Annotated in this window: 12 protein-coding genes; 11 read left to right on the top strand and 1 reads right to left on the bottom strand. The window is 67.1% G+C overall.

Annotated elements, in window-relative coordinates; genetic code table 11:
* Positions 1–10: 10 nt before the first annotated feature.
* The 8 genes from hflX (at position 11) to U5771_RS22225 (ending at position 9239) form a co-directional block, all read left to right on the top strand.
* Positions 11–1186: a GTPase HflX gene (gene hflX / locus U5771_RS22260; protein ID WP_322025966.1), complete on the top strand. Its 1176-nt coding sequence runs from the start codon at positions 11–13 to the stop codon at positions 1184–1186.
* Positions 1187–1233: 47 nt separating this feature from the next.
* Positions 1234–2592 (top strand): FtsH protease activity modulator HflK, encoded by a 1359-nt coding sequence (hflK, locus tag U5771_RS22255; RefSeq protein WP_322025965.1) that lies wholly within the window; start codon positions 1234–1236, stop codon positions 2590–2592.
* Positions 2593–2607: 15 nt separating this feature from the next.
* Positions 2608–3507 carry a protease modulator HflC gene (locus U5771_RS22250; RefSeq protein ID WP_322025964.1) on the top strand — a complete coding sequence of 300 codons (900 nt, stop codon included), beginning with the start codon at positions 2608–2610 and terminating at the stop codon, positions 3505–3507.
* Between the two features lie 36 nt (positions 3508–3543).
* Positions 3544–3735 carry a DUF2065 domain-containing protein gene (locus U5771_RS22245; RefSeq protein WP_009687995.1) on the top strand — a complete coding sequence of 64 codons (192 nt, stop codon included), beginning with the start codon at positions 3544–3546 and terminating at the stop codon, positions 3733–3735.
* 102 nt (positions 3736–3837) lie between these two features.
* Positions 3838–4986: an ATP phosphoribosyltransferase regulatory subunit gene (locus U5771_RS22240; RefSeq protein ID WP_322025963.1), complete on the top strand. Its 1149-nt coding sequence runs from the start codon at positions 3838–3840 to the stop codon at positions 4984–4986.
* Positions 4987–5099: 113 nt separating this feature from the next.
* Complete coding sequence (locus U5771_RS22235) at positions 5100–6446, top strand: adenylosuccinate synthase (RefSeq protein ID WP_044848883.1); 1347 nt, start codon at positions 5100–5102, stop codon at positions 6444–6446.
* A gap of 8 nt (positions 6447–6454) precedes the next feature.
* Entirely contained in the window at positions 6455–7051 is a 597-nt protein-coding gene (locus U5771_RS22230; protein ID WP_322025962.1) for a phosphoribosyltransferase, read from the top strand.
* 274 nt (positions 7052–7325) lie between these two features.
* Positions 7326–9239, top strand: a complete 1914-nt coding sequence (locus U5771_RS22225; protein ID WP_322025961.1) for a potassium transporter Kup — start codon at positions 7326–7328, stop codon at positions 9237–9239.
* A 113-nt stretch (positions 9240–9352) separates the two neighbouring features.
* Here the strand turns inward: U5771_RS22225 and U5771_RS22220 are convergent, their stop codons facing one another.
* On the bottom strand, positions 9353–11677 hold the full coding sequence (locus U5771_RS22220) for a Tex family protein (protein WP_322025960.1): 2325 nt from the start codon (positions 11675–11677) through the stop codon (positions 9353–9355).
* A gap of 169 nt (positions 11678–11846) precedes the next feature.
* Between U5771_RS22220 and U5771_RS22215 the strand changes: the two genes are divergently transcribed.
* From U5771_RS22215 to U5771_RS22205, 3 genes are all read left to right on the top strand, one after another.
* Positions 11847–12599, top strand: a complete 753-nt coding sequence (locus U5771_RS22215; protein WP_322025959.1) for a hypothetical protein — start codon at positions 11847–11849, stop codon at positions 12597–12599.
* 77 nt (positions 12600–12676) lie between these two features.
* Positions 12677–12892 carry a YdcH family protein gene (locus U5771_RS22210; RefSeq protein WP_006755091.1) on the top strand — a complete coding sequence of 72 codons (216 nt, stop codon included), beginning with the start codon at positions 12677–12679 and terminating at the stop codon, positions 12890–12892.
* A 55-nt stretch (positions 12893–12947) separates the two neighbouring features.
* Positions 12948–15194, top strand: a complete 2247-nt coding sequence (locus U5771_RS22205) for an ATP-dependent DNA helicase (RefSeq protein WP_322025958.1) — start codon at positions 12948–12950, stop codon at positions 15192–15194.
* Positions 15195–15247 lie beyond the last annotated feature (53 nt).

The following is a 15247-nucleotide window of genomic DNA, read 5'->3' as shown; positions in this document are numbered from 1 at the left end:
ACCCGATAATTTGATCAACGCAGCGCTCGTCGGCATCGACTTCGGCAAGACCGATTTCGAAGCCAGTCTCGAAGAACTCAGTCTTCTCGCCTCCAGTGCGGGGGCCCGTCCCGCCGTCACCCTCACGGGTCGTCGCGCCAGCCCCGATGCCAAGATGTTCATCGGCAGCGGCAAAGCCGAAGAATTGCGGCTTGCCTGCGATGCGCACAACGTCGAAATCGTCATCTTCAACCACGCACTGGCACCGGCCCAGCAACGTAATCTGGAGCAGGCGCTTAACAGGCGGGTGGTCGATCGCACGAGCCTCATCCTCGATATCTTCGCCCAGCGCGCCCGCAGCCACGAAGGCAAGCTGCAGGTCGAACTCGCGCAGCTGCAATATCTGTCGACCCGACTGATTCGCGCGTGGACCCACCTGGAGCGGCAAAAAGGCGGTATCGGCCTGCGCGGCCCCGGTGAAACCCAGCTCGAAACCGACCGCCGGCTGATCGGCGAGCGCATCAAGATGCTGAAGTCGCGGCTCGACCGGCTGCGCCGGCAGCACAGCACGCAGCGTCGCCAGCGCGCGCGCAGCGGCACGATGTCGGTGTCGCTCGTCGGCTACACGAACGCGGGCAAGTCGACGCTGTTCAATGCGCTGACGAAAGCGCAGGCCTATGCGGCCGACCAGCTGTTCGCCACGCTCGATACGACGTCGCGGCGCGTGTACCTCGGCGACGAGGCCGGCCAGATCGTCGTGTCCGATACGGTCGGGTTCATTCGCGAACTGCCTCACCAGCTGGTGGCCGCGTTTCGCGCGACCCTCGAGGAAACGATCCATGCGGATCTGCTGCTGCACGTGGTCGACGCGTCGAGCGCGGTGCGCCTCGAACAGATCGAGCAGGTGAACGGCGTGCTGCACGAGATCGGCGCGGACACGATCCGGCAGGTGCTGGTGTTCAACAAGATCGACGCCGTGCCCGAGCTGGCGGCCCGCGGCGACGCGGTCGAGCGGGACGAGTATGGTAATATTTCGCGCGTCTTTTTGAGCGCGCGCACCGGTCAAGGTCTTGATACGTTGCGTGCCGCCATCGCCGAAATTGCCTCCGCGGAACACCTTTCCGGCGCGACGTTACCCAACGGCGCGCTCGACGGCGCACCCGCTGAACCACACGAAGACCACACGATTTCCGAACAGGGGCGCTAACCGGTCCCGGCCGGCTCGCCGGCGTCTAATCTGGTGAACAAACTCTGGTGAACGAATACAACGAGCGGAGTACCTGGCGGCGGATGCGCGCCTTGCTGTCGATCAACGATCCCCGCTGGGGACGCGGCGAAGGCAAGGGCAACGACGGATCCCGTCCGCGTGCGAACGAATCGAAGCGTCCGCCCGGTGGCGACGGCGACGGTCCGCCCGATCTCGACGAGATGTGGCGCAACTTCAACCGGCGACTGAGCGGCCTGTTCGGCGGCAAGGGCGGCAACGGCTTCCGGCCCGACAACGGCCGGGCCGCGCGTGTCGGCGTCGGCATCGTGATCGGCGTGCTGGTCGCGGTCTACGCGGGCAGCGGGCTGTTCGTCGTGCAGGACGGCCAGACGGGTGTCGTGCTGCAGTTCGGCAAGCTGTCCGGCACGGTCGGCCAGGGCGTGCACTGGCGCGCGCCGTATCCGTTCGCGTCGCACGAGATCGTCGACACGTCGCAGGTCCGTTCGATCGAGATCGGCCGCAACAACGTCGTGCGTCTCGCGAACGTGAAGGAAGCGGCGATGCTGACGCGCGACGCCGACATCGTCGACGTGCGCTTCGTCGTCCAGTACCGGATTCGTTCGGCAACCGATTATCTGTTCCGCAGCGTCGATCCCGAGCGCAGCGTGTCGCAGGCCGCCCAGGCCGCGGTGCGCGCGATCGTCGGCACGCGCAGCGCAGCCGACATGCTGAACCAGGACCGCGACGCGCTGCGCGAGCAGCTGTCCACCGCGATCCAGCGCGATCTCGATCGCTACCAGTCGGGGCTCGAGGTCACGGCCGTCACGATGCAGAGCGTCGCGGCGCCCGAGCAGACGCAGGCCGCGTACGCCGAAGTCGCGAAGGCGCGCGATGACCGCGAGGCCGCGAAGCGTGCCGCGCAGGCGTACGCGAACGACCTGCTGCCGAAGGCGCAGGGCGATGCCGCGAAACTCGTCGACGAGGCCAAGGCGTATGCCGATCGCGTGGTGACGGAGGCCGACGGCGACGCCGACCGGTTCAAGCAGGTCTATGCGCAGTATTCGAAGGCGCCCGCGGTGATCCGCGAGCGGATGTACCTCGAGACGATGCAGGAAATCTATTCGAACGCGACGAAGGTGTTCGTCGGCAACAAGGGCGGCAACAGCGTCGTGTACCTGCCGCTCGACAAGCTCGTCGAGCAGGGGCGACAAAACGCCGCGAATGCGACGAATGCCGCGACACCCGCCGGCGCCTCCGCGCCCGACGCGGCGTCGGCCCCGGCCGCCGTTGCGGCGAGCGCACCCGCGAGCGCGGCTTCGGCCGCGGCGGCGCCCGCACCGGGCAGCGACGTGCTGCGATCGCGCGAAGCGTTTCGCAGCCGCTCGCGTGAAGACGATACGAAGTAACGGGGAGCGCAGAACATGAATCGAATCATTGCGCTCGTCGTCGCAATCGTGATCGTCGCCTTCGCGGCGTCGTCGACCGTCCTGACCGTCGACCCGCGCCATGCGGCCGTACTGTCGGGCCGCGACGGCGCGCAGCCCGAACTCGCGGGCCCCGGCATCCATTTCAAGCTGCCGCCGCCGCTGCAGACGGCGACGTTGATCGACACGCGCCTGCAGTCGCTCGAGTCGTCGGATCCGCTGCAACTGGCGACCGAAGACAAGCACGACCTGCTCGTCGCGTATGCGGTCAAGTACCGGATCAGCGATCCGATGAAGTATTTTGCGGCGACGGGCGGCGACCCGGCGGCGGCGGCCGAGCGTCTGGCCGGCGCGCTGAAGAGCGCACTCGGCGACGCGTTCGGCAAGCGCGCGCTCGACGACGCGCTCGGCGGGCAGCGCGACATTGCCAATGCGGCGCGCGACGCGGTGCGCGCGACGGCATCGGGCTTCGGCGTCGACGTGGTCGACGTGCAGTTGACGCGCGTCGACTTGCCGGCTGCGCAGACGGATGCCGTCTATCAGCGGATGATCGCCGCGCTTCGCGACCAGGCCGCGCAGGTGCGCGCGAATGGCGCCGCCGATGTCGAGCAGATCAAGGCCGACGCGGAACGCGAACAGCAGGCCGTGCTCGCGAATGCGTACAAGTCCGCGCAGACGATCAAGGGCGAGGGCGACGCGAAGGCCGCGTCGATCGCCGCCGATGCGTTCGGCCGCGATCCGCAGTTCTATCAGTTCTACGCGAGCCTGCAGGCTTACCGGAATACCTTCAAGCGCAACGACATCATCGTCGTCGATCCCGACAGCGAGTTTTTCCGTTTCATGCGCAGCCCGACGGGCGGTGCCGCACCGGCGGCACCCGCTCCCCGCAAACACTGACCTTGGGGCGCCGCGTCGAGCGGCGCCGTCGCTCGCATGGATCTGGCTGGCTCGTTGTTGCTCGCGGTAGCACTGATGCTGATCATCGAGGGGGCGTTCCCCTTCGTGTTTCCCGTCGCCTGGCGCGACACGTTTCGTAGAATAGCGGAGCGGCCGCCGCATCATATCCGGATCGGCGGGCTCATCGTGATGGCGCTCGGGCTCGTCCTGCTGCTGCTCGCCACCTGACCCCGGACGGCGCACCCGCCGTTCGTTCCGCCCGATTTCCGATTTCCGATTCATCTCGCGGCGCGCGTGTCGCGCCCTGTTTCCCGTCGTAGGACCGTACCGATGTCGACCTGGTTACTTCCCGAGAATATCGCCGACGTACTGCCGTCGGAAGCGCGCAAGATCGAGGAGCTGCGCCGCAGGCTGCTCGACCGTTTCCGTTCGTACGGCTACGAAATGGTGATGCCGCCGCTGCTCGAATACCTCGAGTCGCTGCTGACGAGCGGCGGCACCGACCTGCGCCTGCGTACCTTCAAGCTGGTCGACCAGTTGTCGGGCCGCACGCTCGGCCTGCGCGCCGACATCACGCCGCAGGTCGCGCGCATCGACGCGCACCTGCTGAACCGCCAGGGCGTGACGCGCCTCTGCTATGCGGGCCACGTGATGCATACGCGTCCGCGCGGCCTGCATGCGACGCGCGAGCAAATCCAGATTGGCGCCGAAATCTACGGGCATGCCGGGCTGGAAGCCGATCTCGAGATCCAGCAGCTGATGCTCGATGCGCTGCATCTCGCGGGGCTGTCGCGCATCCGTCTGGATCTGTGCCACGCAGGCGTGCTCGCGGCGCTGCTCGCGCGCGACGCGCAGGCCGCCGAGCGCGGCGAGGCGCTGTACGACGCGCTGTCGGGCAAGGACGTGCCGCTGCTGAACGAGCTCACCGACGATCTCGGCGCCGACACGCGCGCGGCGCTGCGCGCGCTGCCGCATCTGTACGGCGACGCGAGCGTGCTCGACGAGGCGCGTGCACGGCTGCCGGTGCTGCCCGAGATCACGCGCGCGCTCGACGATCTCGCGCAGCTCGCGGCCCAGGCGAAGGGTGTCGAGGTGGCGATCGATCTCGCTGACCTGCGCGGCTACGCGTATCACAGCGGGGCAATGTTTACGGCCTACATCGACGGCGTGCCGAACGCGATCGCGCGCGGCGGCCGTTACGACCACGTGGGCCAGGCCTACGGCCGCGCCCGCCCGGCGACGGGCTTCTCGCTCGACCTGCGCGAGCTCGCGCGGATTTCGCCGGTCGAGGCGCGCGGCACCGCGATTCTCGCGCCGTGGGCGCAGGACGACGCGCTGAGCGCGGCCGTCGCGGCGCTGCGCGATGCGGGCGAGGTCGTGATCCAGGCATTGCCGGGGCACGACCACGTGCTCGACGAGTTCGCGTGCGACCGTTCGCTCGTCGAGCGTGACGGCGCCTGGGTGGTCGAACCCCGTTAAACAGGCGTTCGCGGGCCGTCGTTCGGCGTGCATATCGTTGAAGCGAAACGGAAAAATTCGGAATCGCCCGCGAACATAGGTAGAATACGTTTTTAACCAGCTAACGAATCAACATGTCTGCCAGCGCAGTGAACGTGACTCCCGGGCGCAATGTCGTCGTCGTGGGAACGCAATGGGGTGATGAAGGCAAGGGCAAGATCGTCGACTGGCTGACGGACCACGCTCAGGGCGTCGTGCGTTTCCAGGGCGGTCACAACGCCGGCCACACCCTCATCATCGGCGGCAAGAAGACCATCTTGCGCCTCATTCCGTCGGGCATCATGCGTGAAGGCGTCGCCTGCTACATCGGCAACGGCGTCGTCCTGTCCCCCGAGGCACTGTTCAAGGAAATCGGCGAGCTGGAAGAGGCTGGCGTGAACGTGCGCGATCGCCTGTTCATCTCCGAAGCCACGACGCTGATCCTGCCGTACCACATCGCGATCGACCAGGCGCGCGAAGCGCGCAAGGGCGCCGGCAAGATCGGTACGACCGGCCGCGGCATCGGCCCGGCATACGAAGACAAGGTCGGCCGCCGTGCGCTGCGCGTGCAGGACCTGTTCGACGCGAAAACCTTCGCCGACCGCCTGCGCGAAAACCTCGATTTCCACAACTTCGTGCTGACCCAGTACCTGGGTGGCGCGGCCGTCGATTTCCAGGCCACGCTCGACACGATGCTCGGCTATGCCGATCGCCTGAAGCCGATGGTGGCCGACGTGTCGCGCCGCCTGTACGACGCGAACAACGCCGGTCAGAACCTGCTGTTCGAAGGCGCGCAAGGCACGCTGCTCGACATCGACCACGGCACCTATCCGTTCGTCACGTCGAGCAACTGCGTCGCGGGTGCGGCATCGGCCGGTGCCGGCGTCGGTCCGCAGAAGCTGAACTACATCCTCGGCATCACGAAGGCGTACTGCACGCGCGTCGGCTCGGGCCCGTTCCCGAGCGAGCTGTACGACGCGGACAACCCGCAGCGCCAGGACCAGGTCGGCGTCACGCTGGCGAACGTCGGCAAGGAATTCGGCTCGGTTACCGGCCGTCCGCGCCGCACCGGCTGGCTCGACGCAGCGGCGCTGCGCCGCTCGATCCAGATCAACGGCGTGTCGGGTCTGTGCATGACGAAGCTCGACGTGCTCGACGGCCTCGATGAAGTCAAGCTGTGCGTCGGCTACAAGATCGACGGCAAGGACGTGGACATCCTGCCGCGCGGTGCGGCCGACGTCGCGCGTTGCGAGCCCGTGTACGAAACGTTCGCCGGCTGGAAGGAAAGCACCGTCGGCATCAAGACGTGGGACGCACTGCCGGCGAATGCGCAGGCATATCTGACGCGTGTCCAGGAAGTGGCCGGCGTGCCGGTCGACATGGTTTCGACGGGTCCGGATCGCGACGAAACGATTCTGCTCCGCCATCCGTTCAAGGTGTAATTCCCAGCATGACGCAGCAAATCACGATGACGGCGGCAGACTTGATGACCGATCCGCGCAACGACGACAAGAACCTGTGGGTAGGCTGGGACGAATACCATCGTCTGATCGAGCTGCTCGCGCTCCAGGTGCATGAATCGGGCTGGAAGTTCGACCAGATCCTGTGCCTCGCGCGCGGCGGTCTGCGCGTCGGCGATCAACTGTCGCGCATCTACGACGTCCCGCTCGCGATCCTCGCGACGAGTTCGTACCGCGAAGCGGCCGGCACCGAGCAGGGCGAGCTCGACATCGCGCAGTACATCACGATGACGCGCGGCAACCTCGCGGGCAACGTGCTGCTGGTCGACGATCTCGTCGATTCGGGCGTCACGCTCGCGCGCGTGCAGGAGCACCTGAAGGAGCGCTATCCGTCGGTCACGGCCGTACGCTCGGCCGTGCTCTGGTACAAGGGTTGCTCGAAGGTCAAGCCGGACTATCACACGCAGTTTCTGCCGACGAATCCGTGGATTCATCAGCCGTTCGAAGAGTGGGACACGGTTCGTCCGCACAACATCGAGGCGTGGATCAAGCGCGGTCGCGCGCAGCGCGACGGTTCGGGCGCGTAAGCGGCCGGCCGATCGAAGGAAAGCCTTGTACGGCGCCGCTTGCGGCGCCGTTTTTTTATGGGCGCGCCGGGCCGGCAGGCACGGCGATCGGCACGCGCGGTAGGCAGACGGCGCGGCCCCGGCTATGATGGCAGCCCTGCCACAGCTTGCGCAGGATTGCATGCGCAGCGTGGATCACGTGGTTTAAGGGCAACAAGGCAGGACGGTTTTTCAGGGGGGCGCGAGTAGAATAGCGCTCGTTTTGTCCGAACCGGACCCGATTATTACGCTTCATATGAACGACACGATCCAGGCGACCAACGCAGCCCATGCGCATTCGACGCACCAACATTCGATGCGGGCGCTTGCGATAGCGGCCATCGGCGTCGTGTTCGGCGACATCGGCACGAGCCCGCTGTATTCGCTGAAGGAGGCGTTCAGCCCCGCGCACGGCATTCCGCTCACCGAAGGCTCGATTCTCGGGGTGATCTCGCTGTTGTTCTGGGCGATCATCCTGGTGGTCGGCATCAAGTATCTGATGTTCGTGATGCGGGCCGACAACAACGGCGAGGGCGGCGTGCTCGCGCTGATGGCGCTGTCGCTGCGGCCGCTCGACTCGAAAACCCGTGTCGCGGGCGCGCTGATGGCGCTCGGGATCTTCGGTGCGTGCATGTTCTACGGCGATGCCGTGATCACGCCGGCGATCTCCGTGATGTCGGCGGTCGAAGGTCTCGAGATCGCGACGCCGCATCTGTCCCACCTCGTGCTGCCGATCACGATCGTGATCCTGATCGCGCTGTTCTGGATCCAGCGTCACGGCACCGCGCTGGTCGGCAGGCTGTTCGGGCCGATCATGGTGCTGTGGTTCATCGTGATCGCGGCACTCGGCGTGTATCACATCGTGCGCGTGCCGGGCATCATCGCGGCGATCAACCCGTATTACGCGGCGTCGTTCATGGCCGACCACCTGCTGCAGGCGTACGTCGTGCTGGGTTCGGTCGTGCTGGTGCTGACCGGTGCGGAAGCGCTCTACGCGGACATGGGCCACTTCGGCGCAAAGCCGATCCGCATCGCCGCGTACGGGCTCGTGATGCCGTCGCTCGTGCTGAACTACTTCGGCCAGGGCGCGCTGCTGATCCAGAATCCGAAGGCGATCGAGAACCCGTTCTTCCTGCTGGCGCCGGACTGGGCGCTGCTGCCGCTCGTCGTGCTGTCGACGGTCGCGACCGTGATCGCTTCGCAGGCCGTGATCTCGGGCGCGTATTCGCTGACGTCGCAGGCGATCCAGCTCGGCTACGTGCCGCGCATGAAGGTGCTGCATACGTCCGAACTGGCGATCGGCCAGATCTACGTGCCGGTCGTGAACTGGCTGCTGCTGTTCGTGATCCTCTGCATCGTGATCGGCTTCAAGAGCTCCGACAACCTCGCGGCCGCGTACGGCATCGCGGTGACGGCGACGATGGTGATCACGACCGTGCTTGCGGCTGTCGTGATGGTGAAGGTGTGGAACTGGAACCGGCTGCTCGTCGGCGCGATCATCGCCGTGTTCCTCGCGGTCGACCTGGGCTTTTTCGGCGCGAACCTGCTGAAGGTTGCGCAGGGCGGCTGGCTGCCGCTCGGCATCGGCGCGCTGCTGTTCTTCCTGCTGATGACCTGGTACAAGGGCCGCCACATCGTCAAGGAGCGTACGGCCGCCGACGGTATCCCGCTCGAGCCGTTCCTGCAGGGGCTGCTCGCGCATCCGCCGCACCGCGTGTCGGGCACCGCGATCTACCTGACCGGCAACGACAAGCTCGTGCCCGTCAGCCTGCTGCACAACCTGAAGCACAACAAGGTGCTGCACGAGCGGACCATTTTCCTGACGTTCGTCACGCGCGACATTCCGTACGTGCGCGACGACAAGCGCCTGAGCTCGCGCGACACGGGCGGCGGCCTGTACATCGTCAAGGCCGAGTACGGCTTCAACGAGACGCCGGACGTGAAGGCCGTGCTCGAGGAATTCGGCCGCACGCACGACATGACGTTCGAACTGATGGACACGTCGTTCTTCCTCGCGCGTGAAACGGTCGTGCCGACGCATCTGCCGGGCATGTCGATCTGGCGTGAGCGCGTGTTCGCATGGATGCACCAGAACGCGGCGAAGCCGACCGACTTCTTCTCGATCCCGGCGAACCGCGTCGTCGAGCTCGGCACCAAGATCGAGATCTGACCGACGCGCGGGCCGCGCAGGCGGCCCGTGCCGGTCCGGCAGCGCGCTCGCCGAAACCATGAAAAAACCCGCCGAAAGGCGGGTTTTTTCATGCGTCAACAGCCTTCGCGTGCTCAGCGCTTCAGCTTCGCGAACGCGGCGGCCATTGCGCCGGCCGGTTCCGGTTCGCGCGAACGTTGCGGACGGGCCGCACCGCGGCCGGCATTGCCGCGATCCTGGCCGCCACGCGGCGCGATGCCGGGCACGGCCGCTTCGTCGTCGAGGCGCATCGTCAACGAAATGCGCTGGCGCTTCACGTCGACGTCGAGCACCTTGACCTTGACGACCTGGCCGGCCTTCACGACCTCGTGCGGATCCTTGATGAACTTCGTCGACATCGCGGACACGTGGACGAGGCCGTCCTGGTGCACGCCGATATCGACGAACGCACCGAATGCCGCGACGTTCGTCACGACCCCTTCAAGCAGCATGCCCGGCATCAGGTCGGACACTTTCTCGACGCCATCGCGGAACGTTGCGGTCTTGAATTCGGGGCGTGGGTCACGACCCGGTTTTTCGAGTTCGGACAGGATGTCGCGCACGGTCGGCAGGCCGAAACGTTCGTCAACGAATTCCGTCGGCGACAGGCCCGACAGCGCGTCGCGGCTGCCGAGCACGTCGTCGATCCGCTTGCTGATCTTCGCGAGGATCCGTTCGACGACCGGATAGGCTTCCGGGTGGACCGACGAGCGGTCGAGCGGATTCTCGCCGCCGTTGATGCGCAGGAAGCCGGCCGCCTGTTCGAAGGTCTTGTCGCCGAGGCGCGGCACCTTGCGCAGGTGGTCGCGCGACGGGAACGGCCCGTTCGCGTCGCGAAAGTCGACGATGTTGCGTGCGAGCGTGGCGTTCAGGCCCGAGACGCGTGCGAGCAGCGCGACCGATGCGGTGTTCGCGTCGACGCCGACCGCGTTCACGCAATCCTCGACGACCGCGTCGAGCGAGCGGGCGAGTTCGCGCTGGTTCACGTCGTGCTGGTACTGGCCGACGCCGATCGCCTTCGGCTCGATCTTCACGAGCTCGGCGAGCGGGTCCTGCAGGCGGCGGGCGATCGACACGGCGCCGCGCAGCGACACGTCGAGTTCCGGGAATTCCTTCGCGGCCAGCTCGGACGCCGAGTAGACCGACGCGCCGGCTTCCGACACGACGATCTTCTGCAGCCGCAGTTCGGGGTGCTTCGAGATCAGCTCGCTCGCGAGCTTGTCGGTTTCACGGGACGCGGTGCCGTTGCCGATGCTGATCAGCTCGGCCTGCGTCTGCGCGGCGATGCGCGCGAGCTTCGCGAGCGAGCCGTCCCAGTCGCGGCGCGGCTCGTGCGGGTAGATCGTATCGGTCGCGAGCAGCTTGCCGGTGCGGTCGACCACGGCGACCTTCACGCCCGTGCGCAGGCCGGGGTCGAGACCGATCACGGCCTTCGGGCCGGCCGGCGCGGCCAGCAGCAGATCCTTCAGGTTGCGGGCGAACACGCGGATCGCCTCGGCTTCCGCCGTTTCGCGCAGTTGCGTGAGCAGTTCGTTTTCGATGTGCGGCTGTACCTTCACGCGCCAGCACCAGCGGCACACGTCGGACAGCCACTTGTCGGCCGGGCGGCTCTGGTTCGCGATCCCGAAATGGCGCGCGATCATCGCTTCGCCCGGATGCGGGACCTGCGCGTCGAGTTCCCCGCCGAGCCCGAGCTTGACGGTCAGCACGCCGGCGTTGCGGCCGCGGAACAGCGCGAGCGCGCGGTGCGACGGCACGGTCCGGATCGTTTCAGCGTAGTCGTAGTAGTCGCGGAACTTCTCGCCTTCCTCGTTTTCCTTGCCTTCGACGACCGCCGACGACACGACGCCCTGGCTGTGCAGGTAGTCGCGCAGTTTGCCGAGCAGTTCGGCCGTTTCGCCGAATTGTTCGGACAGGATGTCGCGCGCGCCGTCGAGCGCGGCCTTCACGTCGGCGACGCCCTTGTCGGCGTCGACGTATGCGGCGGCTTCCGTCTGCGGGTCGAGCAGCGGATTCGCGAGCAGTGCCTGCGCGAGCGGCTCGAGGCCGGCTTCGCGGGCGATCTGCGCGCGCGTGCGGCGCTTCGGCTTGTACGGCAGATAAAGGTCTTCGAGCACCTGCTTGCTGTCGGCCGCGTCGATCGCGGCGCGCAGTTCGTCGGTCAGCTTGCCCTGTTCGTCGATGCTCGACAGGATCGCCGCGCGGCGATCCTCGAGCTCGCGCAGATACAGGAGGCGTTCCTCGAGCTGGCGCAGCTGCGTGTCGTCCAGGTTGCCGGTCACTTCCTTGCGGTACCGGGCAATGAACGGAACGGTCGAGCCTTCGTCGAGGAGTTGCACTGCCGCCGCGACCTGGCGCGGCTGGACGGACAGTTCGGTGGCGATGCGCTGTACGATCTTGAGTGCTACGGTTTCCGTCATGTCGTGGATGATCTGCCTGCTGAAATCGCGGCGCGGGCCGGCAGGCCGCGCGCGGCGGGCTGCATGACGGGCTCGCTGGGCCCGCCGGACCCGATGCCGCGGGTGAGTGAAGCGGGGCATTTTGCCATAAATGGCGGAGCGTCCAGCCGGGGGTGATAGAATTTGACACATGTCCCGCAGCTTTCCTACGACGTTGCCAACTTCCCGCATTTCTCTCGTCGCGCTCGGCGCAGCGCTTGTCGCGGCTTTGTCCGCCGGGTCTACCGTCGCGTACGCACAGGCATCGGGCGCAAGCGCGCCGGACGCCGCTGCCGCCGCGCCCGTCACGGCCTCCGCCACGCAGGATTTTGACGCCCGTCAAAAAGTGCTCAATCAACGTTCCGCGGAAAACGATTATCGTTATGCCGTGGCGGAGCACGATTGCTACAGCAAGTTCTTCGTCAATCACTGTCTCGGCAATGCGCGCGACCAGATGCGCGAGGAGCGGGCGAGCATCCGCCAGGAGCAGCTCGCGCTCGACGACGAACAGCGCGCGGTGCGGGCGCAGCAGCGCGACCAGCAGCAGGCGTTGAAGCAGGCGCAGAATGCGGCGGAAGCGCCGCAGCGCGCGGCGAACGATGCGGCGAACGCGGCTGCGTTCCGCGACAAGCAGGAGCAGAATGCACTGAAGCAGGCGCAGCGCGGCGCGGAAGGGCCGCAGCGCGCCGCGAACAAGCAGGCATACGACCAGAAGCAGGCGGATTTCCAGCACAAGCTCGACCAGGCGCGCCAGCAAGGCGCGCAGAAGGCGCAGGAGCGGGCGGACAACGCCACGCGCTACGAGCAGAAGCAGAAGGAAGCCGCCCAGCACAAGGCCGATGTCGAGCGGCGTCAGCAGGAAGCGGCCGACAAGGCCAAGCAGCAGCAACAGCAGGGGCAGTAACGGGTTGGATTGATCCGGAGTCAGTCTCGTGCGTGCCGGCACGCCAGTCGGCGCGCTGCTTCGATGAGGAGGCGCATATGCAAAACCGTCCCACGGAACAGCAGCAGGAATTGCACAACCGTTTGGCAGCATTGCAGGAGCAGCACCAGCAGCTCGCTCGGGAGATCGAGCTGAAGGAAGGACACTCCGACATCGACGACATCACGCTGCACCGGCTGAAGAAGGAAAAGCTGGCGGCCAAGGACAAAATCATTTTGCTGCAATCGCAGCTGGAACCGGATAAGCGCGCCTGAGCGCGGCCTGGCGAGCGCCGGCGCCGCCCGGGCGCTGGACACAGGAACGCTTGCCTTGAATTCACCGCTTGAAGCCAATCCCGATGCCCGGCGTGACGCGTCGTCCGCCGGGCGCGTTCGTGCGCCCGAAGGCACCTTCGAGCTGAGCCGCAAGCGCGTCGACGAACTCGACACGATCTTCGGCGAAGGCGGACTGCTTGCGCGCGCGCTCGACGGCTATCACCCGCGCCAGTCGCAGATCGAGATGGCGCGCGCGGTCGCGTCCGCGATGGAGGCGTCCGCGCGCCGGATGCCCGAGCCCGAAATCTTCGAGACCCGCAAGCGGCCGGCGCGCCGCCTCGGCGAGGGCGACCAGGCGGCCGAGTCCGCCGCGGACGGCGCAGCCGCCGACAGCGACGCCAGCGACAATACGCTGATCGTCGAGGCCGGCACCGGAACCGGCAAGACCTATGCGTACCTGGTGCCCGCGATGCTGTGGGGCGGCAAGGTGATCGTGTCGACCGGCACGAAGCACCTGCAGGACCAGCTGTTCCAGCGCGACATCCCGACGGTGCGCAACGCGCTCGCGGTGCCGGTGACGGTCGCGATGCTCAAGGGCCGCTCGAACTACCTGTGCCATTACTACCTGCAGCGCACGGCCGACAACGGCCGCCTGCCGTCGCGGCAGGACACCGCGTACCTGCAGGAAATCGTCCGGTTCGCGAAGATCACCAAGAGCGGCGACAAGGCCGAGCTCGCGAGCGTGCCCGAGACGGCGCCCGTGTGGTCGATGGTCACGTCGACACGCGACAACTGCCTCGGCCAGGAGTGCCCGCATTACAAGGAATGCTTCGTGATGCAGGCGCGGCGCGAGGCGCAGCAGGCCGACATCGTCGTCGTCAACCATCACCTGTTCTTCGCGGACATCATGCTGCGCGACACCGGGATGGCCGAGCTGCTGCCGAACGCGAACACGGTGGTCTTCGACGAAGCGCACCAGTTGCCGGAGACGGCCACGCTGTTCTTCGGCGAGACGCTGTCGACCACGCAGATCCTCGAACTCGCGCGCGACACGGTCGCCGAAGGCCTGAGCCATGCGCGCGATGCGGTCGAGTGGGTGAAGCTCGGCGGCGATCTCGAACGTGCGGCGCGCGACCTGCGCCTCGCGTTCGCGAACGACCAGATCGTGCGCATGTCGCTCGCGCAACTGGGCGACGATCATCCGATGTTCGGCGCGCTCGACGCGCTCGAAGTGGCGCTCGATGCGCTTGCCTCGGCGCTCGCGAGCCAGGCCGAGCGGGCCGAGTCGCTCGGCGCGTGCCTGCGGCGCGCACGCGAGCTGCAGGACCTGCTCGCGGGCTGGGTCGCGCCCGGTGCGGCGGAAGCGGCCGGGAAGGCAGGGAAGGCCGATGCCGCCGCGGCCGGCGACAAGGCGGCCGCCGACGACCCGAACGAGAAGGTGCGCTGGGTCGAAGTGTTCGCGCATACCGTCCAGCTGCACGAAACGCCGCTGTCGGTCGCGCCGATTTTCGCGAAGCAGCGCGCCGGCGTGCCGCGCGCGTGGGTGTTCACGTCGGCGACGCTGTCGGTGCGCGGCGACTTCACGCACTACGCGGCCCAGATGGGCCTCAGCTCGCGGCGCTCGATGACGCTTGCGAGCCCGTTCGACTATCAGACGCAGGGTCTGCTGTACGTGCCGCGCAACCTGCCGCAGCCGTCATCGCCGGCGTTTACCGACGCCGTGTTCGATGCTGCGTTGCCGGCGATCGAGGCGTCGGGCGGCGGCGTCTTCATGCTGTGCACGACGCTGCGCGCGGTCGACCGGATCGCGTCGAAGCTGCGCGACGTGATCGAGTCGCGCGGCTGGAACACGCCGCTGCTGGTGCAGGGCGATGCCAGCCGCACCGAACTGCTCGATCGCTTCCGTTCGTACGGCAATGCGATCCTCGTCGGCAGCCAGAGCTTCTGGGAAGGCGTCGACGTGCGCGGCGACGCACTGTCGCTCGTCGTGATCGACAAGCTGCCGTTCGCGCCGCCCGACGATCCGGTGCTGGCCGCGCGGCTCGATGCGCTGACCAGGAAGGGCCTGAGCCCGTTCGCGGTTCACCAGCTGCCGCAGGCCGTGATCACGCTGAAGCAGGGCGCGGGCCGCCTGATTCGCGCGGAGACGGATCGCGGCGTGCTGATGATCTGCGACACGCGGCTCGTCGACAAGCCTTACGGGCGCCGGATCTGGCAGAGCCTGCCGCCGTTCAAGCGCACCCGCGAGATCGCGGTCGTGCAGGACTTCTTCGACGAACATCGCGCGGAAAAACGTGCGTGACCGCACCGCCGCCCGTGACGGGCGGCGCCAATAAAAAACCCGGCTCGATGGCC

The organism is Burkholderia sp. BCC1977 (genome assembly GCF_905339595.1).
Lineage (GTDB): Bacteria > Pseudomonadota > Gammaproteobacteria > Burkholderiales > Burkholderiaceae > Burkholderia.
The sequence above is the reverse complement of the archived record's forward strand: the minus strand, read 5'-3'. Positions and strand labels throughout refer to the sequence as shown.